At 44.9% G+C, this 12,993-nt stretch carries 13 protein-coding genes; 5 read left to right on the top strand and 8 right to left on the bottom strand.

Annotation, left to right across the window (positions count from 1 at the left end; translation table 11 throughout):
- Nucleotides 1-148 precede the first annotated feature (148 nt).
- Entirely contained in the window at nt 149-388 is a 240-nt protein-coding gene (locus tag dnm_RS09620; RefSeq protein WP_207682442.1) for a hypothetical protein, read from the top strand.
- Nucleotides 389-396: 8 nt separating this feature from the next.
- Nucleotides 397-615, top strand: a complete 219-nt coding sequence (locus tag dnm_RS09625) for a hypothetical protein (protein WP_207682443.1) — start codon at nt 397-399, stop codon at nt 613-615.
- A gap of 138 nt (nt 616-753) precedes the next feature.
- Here the strand turns inward: dnm_RS09625 and mutY are convergent, their stop codons facing one another.
- On the bottom strand, nt 754-1,869 hold the full coding sequence (gene mutY / locus dnm_RS09630) for an A/G-specific adenine glycosylase (protein ID WP_207682444.1): 1,116 nt from the start codon (nt 1,867-1,869) through the stop codon (nt 754-756).
- Between the two features lie 150 nt (nt 1,870-2,019).
- On the bottom strand, nt 2,020-2,202 hold the full coding sequence (locus tag dnm_RS09635) for a hypothetical protein (protein WP_207682445.1): 183 nt from the start codon (nt 2,200-2,202) through the stop codon (nt 2,020-2,022).
- 321 nt (nt 2,203-2,523) lie between these two features.
- On the opposite strand from dnm_RS09635, the gene dnm_RS09640 reads away from it, so the two are divergent.
- From dnm_RS09640 to dnm_RS09650, 3 genes are all read left to right on the top strand, one after another.
- On the top strand, nt 2,524-3,018 hold the full coding sequence (locus dnm_RS09640; protein WP_207682446.1) for an FmdB family zinc ribbon protein: 495 nt from the start codon (nt 2,524-2,526) through the stop codon (nt 3,016-3,018).
- A 405-nt stretch (nt 3,019-3,423) separates the two neighbouring features.
- On the top strand, nt 3,424-3,945 hold the full coding sequence (locus tag dnm_RS09645; protein ID WP_207682447.1) for an O-acetyl-ADP-ribose deacetylase: 522 nt from the start codon (nt 3,424-3,426) through the stop codon (nt 3,943-3,945).
- A 1,416-nt stretch (nt 3,946-5,361) separates the two neighbouring features.
- Nucleotides 5,362-5,814 (top strand): MarR family winged helix-turn-helix transcriptional regulator, encoded by a 453-nt coding sequence (locus tag dnm_RS09650; RefSeq protein WP_207682448.1) that lies wholly within the window; start codon nt 5,362-5,364, stop codon nt 5,812-5,814.
- A 338-nt stretch (nt 5,815-6,152) separates the two neighbouring features.
- Here dnm_RS09650 and dnm_RS09655 read toward each other — a convergent pair whose 3' ends face one another.
- From dnm_RS09655 to dnm_RS09680, 6 genes are all read right to left on the bottom strand, one after another.
- Nucleotides 6,153-6,668 (bottom strand): universal stress protein, encoded by a 516-nt coding sequence (locus dnm_RS09655; protein WP_207682449.1) that lies wholly within the window; start codon nt 6,666-6,668, stop codon nt 6,153-6,155.
- A 374-nt stretch (nt 6,669-7,042) separates the two neighbouring features.
- Nucleotides 7,043-7,801, bottom strand: coding sequence for a DUF262 domain-containing protein (locus dnm_RS09660; RefSeq protein ID WP_207682450.1), 759 nt, complete (start codon nt 7,799-7,801; stop codon nt 7,043-7,045).
- Nucleotides 7,802-8,025: 224 nt separating this feature from the next.
- Nucleotides 8,026-9,318 carry a TRAP transporter large permease gene (locus dnm_RS09665; RefSeq protein ID WP_207682451.1) on the bottom strand — a complete coding sequence of 431 codons (1,293 nt, stop codon included), beginning with the start codon at nt 9,316-9,318 and terminating at the stop codon, nt 8,026-8,028.
- A gap of 6 nt (nt 9,319-9,324) precedes the next feature.
- Entirely contained in the window at nt 9,325-9,807 is a 483-nt protein-coding gene (locus tag dnm_RS09670; RefSeq protein WP_207682452.1) for a TRAP transporter small permease, read from the bottom strand.
- 155 nt (nt 9,808-9,962) lie between these two features.
- Entirely contained in the window at nt 9,963-10,958 is a 996-nt protein-coding gene (locus dnm_RS09675; RefSeq protein WP_207682453.1) for a TRAP transporter substrate-binding protein, read from the bottom strand.
- A gap of 99 nt (nt 10,959-11,057) precedes the next feature.
- Entirely contained in the window at nt 11,058-12,617 is a 1,560-nt protein-coding gene (locus dnm_RS09680) for a long-chain-fatty-acid--CoA ligase (RefSeq protein ID WP_207682454.1), read from the bottom strand.
- Between the last annotated feature and the right edge of the window lie 376 nt (nt 12,618-12,993).

Consider the following 12,993-nt stretch of genomic DNA (forward strand, 5'->3'; position numbering starts at 1 on the left):
CTGCGAGGTTTCGGAAACCTCACAGGTCTGATGCCGGATTCATACCTGAAAATTTATGTCCGGGTATTTATAAAAATTCTCGTTCCCAGGCTCCGCCTCACCGGGGAGCGAGTGAACAATTAACACCTGACGATTAACACTTAAAACTATGGGTGATGACTTTAAGTTACTCAGTGAGCCGTCGGCAACTCAAATTATTGCGGCGAATTTATCTGTTCGGATACATGCCAAACTGAAATCTCAGTATGGCGGACGCCGTTGGAGAGAACTCAAAGGTATTTCCTATGTTCGGTTTCCAAACGGAGAAATCCGAAAAGCAGAAGTTCATTGGTATGAAGCTCACGGAGTCGGACGCCGAAAAATGAAAGTGAAACGTATCTTGGAATGAGGGATAACATGAAATTTGCAATTTGCATACAAAGTAGCGGATATGATGATCTGGAAAGCTGGAAAATTTACCGTACTCTTCCGGATGAGAAAGCAGATCAGGTGGATTGTATTCGTGTGATTGACGAATCAGGCGAAGATTATCTTTATCCCGCGGCCAGATTTCTGATTGTGGAATTTTCTGAAGAGATACAGGAAAAATTATTAGGTTCAATTGAAGCAGCCTGATAAACACCTCCGTATCTCCGAGAAATCAGGTTATTTTGAATTCTGGAGGAGTGCCAAACTTACAGTTTGGCAAAAAGCCCCGGTTTGGGGGCAGAGAATTGCCAAACTGTAAGTTTGGCACTCCGGAGACAGGCCGAGTCAGTTTTTTAATAACGGGATAAATTTAAGATTGGCTTTGGGAAACGGATACTGCTCTGTTTCTTCTGTTGCTATCCATCGGAAATCCTCGGGGCCGTTTAATTTCACACGGCCTGAAACATAAGCACATCGAAACACATCCATGACAATCTTAAAATGGGTGTAGGCATGTCTCACACAGGTAAGATGCGATTCCACTTCAACCACAAGATTTGTCTCTTCCTTAATTTCTCTGATACAGGCCTGTTTCGCGTCCTCATTTTTTCTGACTTTTCCTCCTGGAAATTCCCATAATCCGCCCAGCAGTCCTTCAGGTTTTCGCCGGGTAATCAGCACCTGACCTTCTTTGTAAACAACCCCGGCTGCAATATGATATTCCGGCACAGGCTTGCCCGGGGTGCGCCTGGGATATTCATCTGTTTTTCGGGCCTGATGCGCCAGGCAGAAAGAGGGGAGCGGACATATATCGCACATCGGATGTTTTGGCTTGCAGATCATGGCTCCCAGTTCCATTATTGCCTGATTAAAGGTTCCGGGCATGTCTGAAGCAAGCAGCTTATCCGCGGTGCTTTTGAATAGTTTATGCGAAGCGGATTTATTCACAGGGGCATCAATTTGAAATAAACGGGCAAGCACCCGCTTGACATTACCATCTGCCGCGGCACAGGGATGCCCAAAGGCAATGCTCTGAACCGCAGACGCGATGTAGTCCCCCACGCCTGGTAATTTTTGAAATTCTCCCGGATCATCCGGAATTTTGCTGTTGTATTCTTTTACAACCACATTTGCCGCCCGGTGGAAATTTCGCGCACGTGCGTAATATCCCAGACCTTCCCACAGTTTGAGTACAGCCTGCAAGTCAGCCTGTGCCAGAGATGTTATGTCTGGAAAATGGCGAAGAAATTTTTCATAATAAGGCAAAACCGTTTTCACCTGAGTCTGCTGAAGCATGACCTCTGACACCCACACATGATAAGGATCATGTGTTTCACGCCAGGGCAGCTGGCGCTGATTTTTCATGTACCAGTGAACGAGATGTTCCTGAATATGTGGAATATTTTTTATCTTCAATGACGGATTCCAAGCTCCTTTCTTGCTGTGTTTGTCAAATATCATACCATTCTTCAGAGCATTCAGCCTTATTTATTCCTTGTTTCCACGCTTCGGCTTGGAAACGATCCGGCTATGGATGCCGTGTCTTTACGGCAAGCAGAAGCTGCCCCGAGAATCTGTTCCCAAACCGGAATCTGGGAACGAGAAAAAAATTCAGGTCTGCGATCCCGGATCCTCACGTTCAAGCCTGATATGCTCACCAATTTCTTTAAGGACAAAATATCGCTTTAAAGCACTGGCGATTTCTTCCTGTGAAGGTTTTTTGCTGGTGGTTTCTTTTATGAAATTCTCTATTATCTCCAATGCCTGTTTTATACATTCTTCAACTTCCGCCATGCTATTCCCCCTTTTGTATTTTGGTTATGATTTTAGTTTGAAGCAAATAAAATTTCAAGAAAAAATTTCAACTTTGAATGGTCAGCAGATCAAAGAATTCCCTTCTGAAGGGGAATTTCTGATTTGGACTTCTTAAACTTTTTCATCTGCTGATGGTTGACAAAAATCTGTTCACATTTTATGATTTTCGACAAATGGCCATGATCCCGCGGCCACAACAACACATGGAACATTGCAATATTTTTCCTGACACTTAACACTTAACACCTAACACTTAACACCTAACACCTAACACTTTCCCATAAAAAACAAGGAGTCACCATGCCAATATACGAATTTTACTGCGAGAACTGCAATACGATCTTTAATTTTTTTTCCAAAACAGCAGATACGACAAAAACCCCTGACTGTCCGAAATGTAAGACAACGCCCCTGGTAAGGCAGATGTCTTTGTTTTCAGTTACAGGAAAAGCAAAGGAAGACAGTGACACGGAGGAACTCCCTTTTGATGAGGGGAAAATGGAACAGGCCATGCAGATGCTGAACAGAGAGGCGGATAAAATAAACGAAGATGATCCCAGACAGGCTGCCGACCTTATGCGAAAGCTTTCTGATATGACGGGGCTGAAACTGGGCCAGGGCATGGATGAAGCCCTGAGACGGATGGAGAAGGGAGAAGATCCGGAACAGATAGAGGCTGAAATGGGTGATATTCTGGAACAGGAAGAACCGTTTTTATTATCGGAAAAAAGGGGAAAAAATACAACGTCAAAACACGCCGCGCCGTTCAGGGACGAAACTCTTTATGATCTTTAAAACTCAGGAGTTCAAAGTCTGAATTGTCAGCGTCAGCAGATCGAAAAGTTTTCGGACTGTGCGCGGTGCGGCAAAGAAACCCGGCTTTTTTTCCGGGACGGGGCGCTCTCCCCCGCGGAAAAAAGCCGGGTTTCTCCCCTGTCTCGCCGTGTCCGCCCCGTGACAGCCCGATCTGCCGGACGGGGTTTGCAACCCCGTCCGAAATATTTTCCGACCCCCGAAAACAAACGTTTCGGACGGGGTTGCAAACCCCGTCCGGCAGTCTTAGCCTGATGCATATGGGGTTTCTCCCCTGTCTCGCCGTGTCCGCCCCGTGACAGCCCGAAAACTTTTCGATCTGCTGAACGTATCTGATTCTGACAACTCAGGTGATGAACTTCGTCAAACAGAAAAAGGAGAGAGAAGATGAACAAGAAATTATGTGATCGTATGGAAGTTATGCAGGGAGATATAACAAAGCTTGACGTTGACGCCATCGTGAATGCGGCGAACAATTCGCTTCTGGGAGGGGGCGGTGTGGACGGGGCAATTCACAGGGCCGCAGGACCGGAGCTTCTCGCGGAATGCCGCACCATCGGAGGATGTCCTACCGGCGAGGCGAGAATAACCAAAGGCTATCGCCTGCCTGCCCAGTATATCATTCACACCGTGGGACCGGTCTGTAGCGGAAAGCCCCGGGACAGCAAGCTGCTGACTTTGTGTTATCAAAACAGCCTTCAGCTTGCTGTTGAAAACAATGTTTCCACCATTGCATTTCCGGCTGTCAGTTGCGGTGTTTACGGCTATCCCATAAAAGACGCGTGCAAAATTGCCGTGGATACCGCCGCCGCGTTTCTCAAAGAGAACCTGTCTGTGAAAAAAGTCATATTTATCCAATTCTCATCTGAAAACTATGATGTTTACATGGATTATCTTAACTCACTGTAAATCACCATATCTCCCTGTCACTGCCCCGTCTCCCCGTCTCCCCGCTGCAAAATCATTAGCCACAAAGACACGAAGACACAAAACTGACACAAATAAACTTCGTGAACCTTCGTGCCTTTGTGTCTTCGTGGCAAAAAAACTGAACTGTCATAAGAGACAATCATCATAATTCCCTGTCACTGCCCCGTCTCCCCGCTGCAAAATAATCCGCCACAAAGACACGAAGACACAAAGCTGACACAAATAAACTTCGTGAACCTTCGTGCCTTTGTGCCTTCGTGGCAAAAAATAAGAGACAATGATCATATCTCCCTGTCACTGCTCCTTCTGCCCGTCTCCCCGCTGCAAAATCATTAGCCACAAAGACACGAAGACACAAAGCTGACACAAATAAACTTCGTGAACCTTCGTGCCTTTGTGTCTTCGTGGCAAAAAATAAGAGACAATGATCATATCTCCCTGTCACTGCTCCTTCTGCCCGTCTCCCCGCTGCAAAATCATTAGCCACAAAGACACGAAGACACAAAGCTGACACAAATAAACTTCGTGAACCTTCGTGCCTTTGTGTCTTCGTGGCAAAAAATAAGAGACAATGATCATATCTCCCTGTCACTGCTCCTTCTGCCCGTCTCCCCGCTGCAAAATCATTAGCCACAAAGACACGAAGACACAAAGCTGACACAAATAAACTTCGTGAACCTTCGTGCCTTTGTGTCTTCGTGGCAAAAAATAAGAGACAATCATCATATCTCCCTGTCACTGCCCCGTCTCCCCGCTGCAAAATCATTAGCCACAAAGACACGAAGACACAAAGCTGACACAAATAAACTTCGTGAACCTTCGTGCCTTTGTGTCTTCGTGGCAAAAAATAAGAGACAATGATCATATCTCCCTGTCACTGCTCCTTCTGCCCGTCTCCCCGCTGCAAAATCATTAGCCACAAAGACACGAAGACACAAAGCTGACACAAATAAACTTCGTGAACCTTCGTGCCTTTGTGTCTTCGTGGCAAAAAAAATGAACTGTCCCTTTCCGGCTTTCCGGGCCGCATTCGGAATTGCTTTTCGGACACGCTCTGACAAAAAATTATCAGTAAATTCAGCCAGAAGAAAAAAAATGATCATTGAGTATAGGTTGTTAATTCGCTAAAACCATTTTTTTGAGTTTTAAAATAGTGAAAAAATTTTTGGCCGGGTACTTATGAATTCATCGAAATTGACTTATTGTGAAAATCAGGTTGCTCTGACCGGGTAACTGTGATATAAATGTGATAAATTTTTAGAAAGCCGGCATTGAAATAATTTTTTAGTGATGTTCCGTCTGCGTTGATAACGCTTGGTTTTTTTGAATTTTTTACAGAAGGAGGTGGGCGGATTTTTTTTCAACGTCATAAAATGAAGAGAAAGTTGAACGACCATGTCTGACAGCACTTACAGCAGCGATATGAGTATTGATGAGCGGGTAATGATGGCAATTGTGAGGGTGGCTGAACGCTTTAAAAAGGAAGCTTCTGCTATTTTAAAAAATTATGAGCTTACGTTTCCTCAATATAACGTGCTCAGGGTTTTAGATGCGTCAAAAGACGGCCAGAATACCATGAAGAATATCAACAGGATCATGTTGGTTTCAAGCGCGAACATGACAGGTATAACCAAACGATTGGAAAAAATCGGGTTTATAAATAGAAAGAATGTTCCGGAGGATGACCGCTTAAAATCTTTGGAACTCACAGAAAAAGGAAGACTTGTGCTGAGGCGTATTTCTGATAAAAAAGAGGATATTGTAAAAAAATACCTGGCAAAATATTCCAATGAGCAAAAATCTGAACTACTTGTAATGTTACGAGAAATCCTTTACCTGGAAAATTGAGGTTCAACGCCATAATAAACATCTCACCTGTTCGGACGCCTTTATGCCAAAGTTTCGTATGCTTAGGATACAGAAACCCCGCCTTGCCCGTGTTTTAACTATCTGAACAAAAATCAACAGATCGAAAATATAAGTACCTGAGCAAAAGTGCTTATACTTCTTTTTCAGTGAGTGGTAAAGAAACCCGGTTTTTTCTTAGGAGGCAAGTGAATTATTCGGGGAAAAATCCGAATTTCTTCCCACACTAAAATTTTTTTACATACAAGTTAAAAAATTTATGATTAAATATTAAAAAACCATGCTTTTTGTGTCTCTCTGTGACAAGAAGCGTGGTTTATCTAAGAAACATCCGGCGGCGGAGCAAGAAGCACAGGAACTCTGGTTTTATTCAGGACCACTTTTGCGACTCTTCCGATACCTCTCTTGCCAAGCAAGCCCTTATGTGATCCCATGACAATAAGATCGCAGTTATTCTCAGTAGCGACATTCAGTATCTCTTCCGTGACATTCCCCTTGCTCACGATGATGTTATGTGTGTTGAATTCACCTCCGTCCGTATCTGTGAAGCTGGGAAAATTCGCCAAAGCATCGCGAATGATATCATACTGCTTGCGTTTGCCGATGATAATATCTTTTGCTGTCATCAGATGTGCTTCCTGCATTTGCTGCCATTTCTCCTCGCCGAACAGATTCCTAAGTAGCTGATCTATATCAGTTCTGGATTCTTCCATCACATGAAGCATAATAATGCCTGCCCCATGGGCCATTGCCAGGGCCGCCGCATAGCAGAATGCATGGCGGGAGTTCTCGCTGAGGTCAGTCGTAAAAAGAATCTTTTTAATAACGGGAACCATAATAATAACACTCCTTTATTTTTTATATGAAGGTGTTAGGTGTCAGGTGTCAGGTGTTAGGAAAAACTGCAAAATTTTTCGACCTGTGCGGTTAAACATAACTATTTGAAATTTAAAAAATGTAGGGTGGGCGGAGCAAAGCGGAACCCACCGAAATTCAGTAAACGGTAGGTTCCGCTTTGCTCCGCCCACTTATTTTTTTATAGCGGCGGTATCAGGGGCATGAGCGTCATTCAGAAGCATTCGGAGTTCCGGTAATTCCTGACACTCCATGATCAAGTTTTTTGACCTGATTCAAACAAAACTAACTGTCATTCCTGCGAAAGCAGGAATCCACTTTTTGCCAGTGCCATATGCGGTGTCTGTCCTTTGTTTCAGAAATCTTCCTCAACCAGGTAGTCATAATTTTGGAAAGTTCTTGCGATCATGACATCCATTGAACTCAGCGCTTTTCCTTCCTGGTTTATACACTCGAAAATTTCCCGAACCGCAGGTATGTCAAATCCCCTGATATGGATGAAGGATAAATTGTAATTTGAAAAAACATGTGCCAGCTGTCTGACATTTTTTTCGATCATTGGGCAACATTGTGATTCATGGGCAACACGGTCCAAAATTTGGCTTTCGTGGTTAAGCATGTCACTGAGTCGTATAAGAAATACCGGATTGACGTTTCGCTTTCGCCGATTGAACTCATTGGCGAAAAAGAATGTTTTGTTCGTTGCATCAAAATACAAGGTGAAGTCAAAATCTTTTCTCGCCCCGAGTTTTCCTTCCTGTTCCCAAAGCGGCATCATCAAGGCCGTAGATCGCTGCTGTCCGTCCAGAATATAGACCCTCTTGTTCGATTTTCCGGAGGCTACTTTGTTATTTCCCAAAATAAATCCGCCGACTTTGCGGTGAATATTCAGACAAATGTCTGTTTCCCAACAGAGGATGCTGCCAATAGGATAGAACCGATAGATGCTCTCCCAGAGCTTGATAATACTATCCTTGTCCCACACAAATTCTCGTTGAAAAGACGGAATAAGGATTCTGTTCTCGGAAAGCATCGTTGTAAATTCAACAATTTTTTTTTCCTGAGCGCTGATATGGCGATTCATCATTTTAAAAAACCACGCGTTTCCTTTCATTCTACTACTTTATCAAGTTTGATTTTAGGAGTTGAACAGGCTTTGCTAAAATTTCATTTTAGCACTCCGGAGAATACCAACTCTGAACAGGCTTTGCTAAAATTTCATTTTAGCACTCCGGAGAATACCAACTCTGAACAGGCTTTGCTAAAATTTCATTTTAGCACTCCGGAGAATACCAACTCTGTATTTCAATCTTGACAACGCACTATTTTCCTGTGTCCTTACATGGTGCCGAGAAGCAAATCAGGCACCACCGTGGAAAGCCACGGCACAAAAGCGATGATAAACAACGCCGCGATGTAAATCATCAAAGGACTGTAAATGGCTCTGCTTACCTTGACAAAATCCAGACGGGTGATGGCCTGAACCGTGTAGAGAAGCAGACCCAGGGGCGGTGTGATATATCCGATACCAAGCCCCACGCAGAAAAGAAGACAGTAGTGAATGGGGTCTATGCCCATATGATTGGCAATGGGCATCATAATGGGTACCAAAATCATAATTGCCCCGATCTGATCCATGAAGGTTCCGACGATGAGCAGCACCACACATGTGAAAACAAGATACATCGAGGCATTGGGGATGTATTTCATGGATATTTCAAGCATTTGTTGGGGAATCTGCTGGAGAATGATGTATTCGGAGATGACCCCTGCCCCGGAAACAGTGATGACCAAAGCACCGCTCACAACACCCGAGGAAATCAGAAGCTCCTTTAAATCTTTCAATTTTACTGCCCGATAAATGAGCATCTCGACAATGAGGATCATAACACAGGAAACCACCGATGCCTCGGTGATGGTAAACGCACCTGAATAAATACCGCCGAAAAGCACCGCTATGATGAGAATTGCAAAAGTCGCTTCCTTACCAGCTATGATAAGTCCTTTAAAATCAAAATCTTCAAGGGCTTCTTTGCCCAGCCCCTTGCGGCGGGATTCCCACCAGGCATAAAGAGAAAGCATGAGCATGATAATCATTGCCGGCAAATATCCGGCAGCAAAAAGCCGTACAACAGATTCGCCAGCGGTGAGAGCGCAGACGATCATAATGATGCTGGGAGGAACAATGATGCCCAGAATAGAGGCAGCGGTGATCAGCCCTGCGGAGAAATCCTTGGGATATCGGTACTTGTCCATATAAGGAAACATGACACCGCCGATGGTGACCACAGTAGAAATGGCTGAACCGCTGATGGCACCGAACACACCTGCGGAAACAACGGCTGTGATGCCCAGTCCCCCTGGCAGCCAGGAAGCAAACTTCCATGCGAACTGCACCAGACGGGTGGCGGACTGCCCTCGTACCATGACCGCCCCCATAAGAATGAAAAAAGGAATGCAGAGCAAAGAGAAGTTGTCAATCTTTTTCAGCATGGTCTGGGCCACGAAGGTAAAATCCATACTGGTAAAAATCCATAAACCCAGTACTCCTGTGAGGTAGAGGCAGATATAGATAGGAATACGCAGCAGCAGCAAGGCAAACAGGATGAAGAGGATGATAATTGATTCCATTGCTTATTAATGCCCTTTCTGACGATGTTCGCGGATCACTTGATAAAGACATTCCACCGAGCGGATACCCATGATGACTCCGAAAAAGGGAAACATGGCAGCGATAACGCTCATAGGAATAAGAAGGATCGGCGTGACGGTTTCCATATCCCTCTCGATCAGCACGAAATTCCAACCCGAGTAGATGAAACTGATGCACACCCCGAATCGGATCAAATGCAGCAGAATATCCAACTGAAATTGCCAGTGGGGTAAAAAACCATAAATGGCATCCACTTTGAGTTCCATGTTGCTCTTGACAGAAGCACTGGCCCCCAGAAAAGTCATGAGCATAAACAAATAGGTGGACAGTTCATCCGGCCAGGTCAGAGGACGATGAAAAACATAGCGGGTGGTGATGCTGATGGTAAGTGAGATCAGGCTGACAGAGAAACAGATCAGAATGCCCCAGTTTTCCATATGATCCAAAATTGCAGAGACACGCTTCATAGCAAACTCCTTTATTGGAATTGAGAATTGAAGATTGAAAATTTACAAGCTGAAATTTATTCTCAGTTCTCAATAAAAGTCAGAGGTTGAAATTTATTCTCAATTCTCAATTTTCAATTCTTAATTTTCAATTTTCAATTCTCAATTTTCAATTTTCAATTCTCAATTTTGCCAGTGAAAGCTTTGATCTTATCCAGCCAGTCTTTACCAATCTCAGGCTCAAACTTGTCCCATACGGCTGCCTGGCTCGCCTTGAATTTACCTATCTCCTCCGGTGAGAGTTCAGTCACCGTAAGTCCTTTTGCTTTTAAGGCAGCATCAGCCTCCTGAGTCAGTTTCATACTGGCCTGCCGGGCTTTGGCGAGGTTTTTGGATATAATGTCAGACAAAGCATTCCGGATTCCCGGTTCCAAACCATTCCACCACTTGTCATTTACGATGAAAAAGAACAGACCCAGCATATGACGGGTGTGGGTGAAATTTTTGCAGACATCGGCCAAACGCATTCGAGTCACGTTCACGGTCTGGTCCGTGCCATCCACCACTCCCTGCTTGAGAGCAGGAAAAACATCTCCCCATGCCATGGGCAGCGGATTCATTCCCAGCGCCTTCCAAAAAGCCAGGGGATAACGGGCCTGAGTGGTACGCATTTTCATACCTTTCAATTTTTCCAACGTGTTAAACGGTTTGGTCGTCACGATGCCGTAAACGCCGAAATAGGCCATGTCAAGTACAAGGAGCTTCTTATCCTGAAGACAGGTGAAGAGTTCTTTACGGAGTTCCTGATTTTTCAGAAAACCCTCCCACTTGGCGTATGAATCCATGCAGTAAGCCAGCGTGCCGATGCCGAACTTGGGATTCAGTTCAGGCGCATAGTTGCCAGTCAGATAGCCGCCCTGAAGCGCACCCATTCGTACCTTTTTAACGATTTCAATCACGTTCCCCATTTGTCCGGAGTGGAAATATTTGGCATTGACCTTTCCTGCAAGTTTTTCATTTACTTCATCCTCAATCCATTTCCCGGACTCAGGTCCGGGTTCAACGAGGCTGATGAAGTGGGCAAACCTGAAATTCACAGGACCTGCCTGAACACTGAGCGCCCCCAGACAAAAAATCATCGCCAATGCAAAAGTCAACCTTGGTTTCTTCATTTCATCTCCTTTTGGGTTGCGGCGAGGCTAAGATTAATGACAAAGCCTGCGCCGGTTGTTGGGTGATTTGATTATTTGATTATATGATCACACTATTCATCAGACTTTACGATCCTGCTCTCTCCAGTAGTCATCCCGCAAGACCCGTTTCAGTATCTTACCTGCAGGACTTTTGGGCAGGGCCTCACGAAAGTCCACTGAACTGGGCTTCTTATAGCTGGCCAGGTTCTCTTTACAGAAAGCGATCAGCTCTTTGTCAGTGGCGGTCATCCCCTCTTTCAACACTACTATGGCCTTGACAGATTCTCCCCAGTGATTATCGGGAATGCCGATAACAGTTGCTTCCAGCACCGACGGATGCATGTAAAGGACCTCCTCCACCTCGCGAGGATATATATTTTTACCGCCGCTGATAATCATATCGTTTTTACGATCCACGATATAAATAAAGCCGTCCTCGTCCTGTTTGGCATAATCGCCGGTATGCAGCCAGCCGCCTCTCAGCAGCTTATTTGTTTCCTCGGGCAGATGCCAATACCCGGTGGTAACACACTCACCGCGAACCGTGAGTTCGCCAACTTCCCCGCGGGGAATCTCCTGGTCATTTTCATCCACCATGCGCGCTTCGAAATGCAGGGCGCTACGTCCGCAGGAAGCGAGCCGCTGCACCCCGATTTCAGTATCAACGATATGCTCTTCCGGAGGCAGCACCGTGGTCATCGGACCGGTTTCAGTCTGACCGAAAAACTGCATGAATCCGGTATTTTTAAAGCGTATGAGAGATTCTTTGAGCAAATTTACGGGCATGGGTGCGGCCGCGTAAAGGATCAGACGTAAGTCGCTCAGGTCGTACTTTTCAAAAGACTTTTCCTGAAGCAGTGTGTTGATCATGGTGGGGACAAACTGACACACGGTGATGCGATGGCGGGAAAGCAGTTCCAGTGCTTCGGCGGCTCTGAAACCGCCCTCCCGGCGGAGAACAATGGTATTGCCCCGCAGGATGTGACAGAAACGGTCTTCAAAGGTCACATGGTAAAAAGGAAACAGAAGCATGACCCGGTCATCCGGACGCAGACTCAGTTCGATTGCAGCCGCATGAGCGTTAAGGTAGTTATGACGATGGGTACGCATGACACCTTTGGGTTTTCCGGTGGTGCCGGAGGTCAGGAAGATGCTCATAAGATCATCATCTTTTACTTGCACATCCGGTTCATCCTCACTTTGTCCTTCAAACAGCAATTCGTAATTCTTATGCTGCGGCGAACTGACATCACCGATACAGATGCCCGTCTCCAATGAAGGAATCTCCCCCATTACTTTGTCCACAGTGTCGGCGAACTCAGCCTGGAAAAAGATGAACCGAGGCTCAATATATGTGAAGTCTCGATGTAATTCCTGCTCTCGCAGAAGATTGTTGAAGGGAACCATTACTCCCCCGATCTTAATGAGAGCAAGGTAAATTTCATAATACTCTATGCAGTTATGGGTAAGAACAGCCACCCTGTCCCCCTTTTGGAAAGACAAATCCAGCATTGCATGTGCCAGACGGTTGACCCGGCAGTTCAGCTGATCATAAGTGAGGGTTTTTTCCTCCATGATCAGGGCTGTCTTATCCGGCATACGGTGGGCGGTCATTCTCAACATATCTTTCATGGCCATGAATCATCTATCTCCTGATGTTGTTAAAAAGATTAAAGCATATTTTTCATTCCCGGATATCCGAGTCACTGTTGTTAAGTTCAGCCCTTTGAAAAGCACGCAATTGTAAATACTCTATATGTAATATCCTCCCAGCCCCTTTCAAATGGGGCTTTTTTTGCTTAACCTGATAGCAGTGAATTCAAATTAAAGAATGATTAATATTCATAAAAAAAAACATTTTTCCTGAAAAATTCAGTACTGTTCGGTATGATTTTGACATATAGCAGAGCAATAACCGTCTGAATTTAAATATTCAAAAGCCTCATATTCTGAAATATTCTCAGATGGCTTTCAGAAACAGTTTTTCCCAAATACGGATACGATGGTTATTCAT

This window comes from Desulfonema magnum (assembly GCF_017377395.1).
GTDB classification, from domain to species: Bacteria; Desulfobacterota; Desulfobacteria; order Desulfobacterales; family 4be13; genus Desulfonema_C; species Desulfonema_C magnum.

Excerpts from the sequence above, each read along its gene's own strand:
- dnm_RS09680 (WP_207682454.1), bottom strand. The coding sequence starts at position 12,617 with ATGGCCATGAAAGATATGTTGAGAATGACCGCCCACCGTATGCCGGAT.
- mutY (WP_207682444.1), bottom strand. The coding sequence starts at position 1,869 with ATGATATTTGACAAACACAGCAAGAAAGGAGCTTGGAATCCGTCATTG.
- dnm_RS09660 (WP_207682450.1), bottom strand. The coding sequence starts at position 7,801 with ATGAAAGGAAACGCGTGGTTTTTTAAAATGATGAATCGCCATATCAGC.
- dnm_RS09645 (WP_207682447.1), top strand. The coding sequence starts at position 3,424 with ATGAACAAGAAATTATGTGATCGTATGGAAGTTATGCAGGGAGATATA.
- dnm_RS09640 (WP_207682446.1), top strand. The coding sequence starts at position 2,524 with ATGCCAATATACGAATTTTACTGCGAGAACTGCAATACGATCTTTAAT.
- dnm_RS09665 (WP_207682451.1), bottom strand. The coding sequence starts at position 9,318 with ATGGAATCAATTATCATCCTCTTCATCCTGTTTGCCTTGCTGCTGCTG.
- dnm_RS09670 (WP_207682452.1), bottom strand. The coding sequence starts at position 9,807 with ATGAAGCGTGTCTCTGCAATTTTGGATCATATGGAAAACTGGGGCATT.
- dnm_RS09650 (WP_207682448.1), top strand. The coding sequence starts at position 5,362 with ATGTCTGACAGCACTTACAGCAGCGATATGAGTATTGATGAGCGGGTA.
- dnm_RS09655 (WP_207682449.1), bottom strand. The coding sequence starts at position 6,668 with ATGGTTCCCGTTATTAAAAAGATTCTTTTTACGACTGACCTCAGCGAG.
- dnm_RS09675 (WP_207682453.1), bottom strand. The coding sequence starts at position 10,958 with ATGAAGAAACCAAGGTTGACTTTTGCATTGGCGATGATTTTTTGTCTG.
- dnm_RS09635 (WP_207682445.1), bottom strand. The coding sequence starts at position 2,202 with ATGGCGGAAGTTGAAGAATGTATAAAACAGGCATTGGAGATAATAGAG.
- dnm_RS09620 (WP_207682442.1), top strand. The coding sequence starts at position 149 with ATGGGTGATGACTTTAAGTTACTCAGTGAGCCGTCGGCAACTCAAATT.
- dnm_RS09625 (WP_207682443.1), top strand. The coding sequence starts at position 397 with ATGAAATTTGCAATTTGCATACAAAGTAGCGGATATGATGATCTGGAA.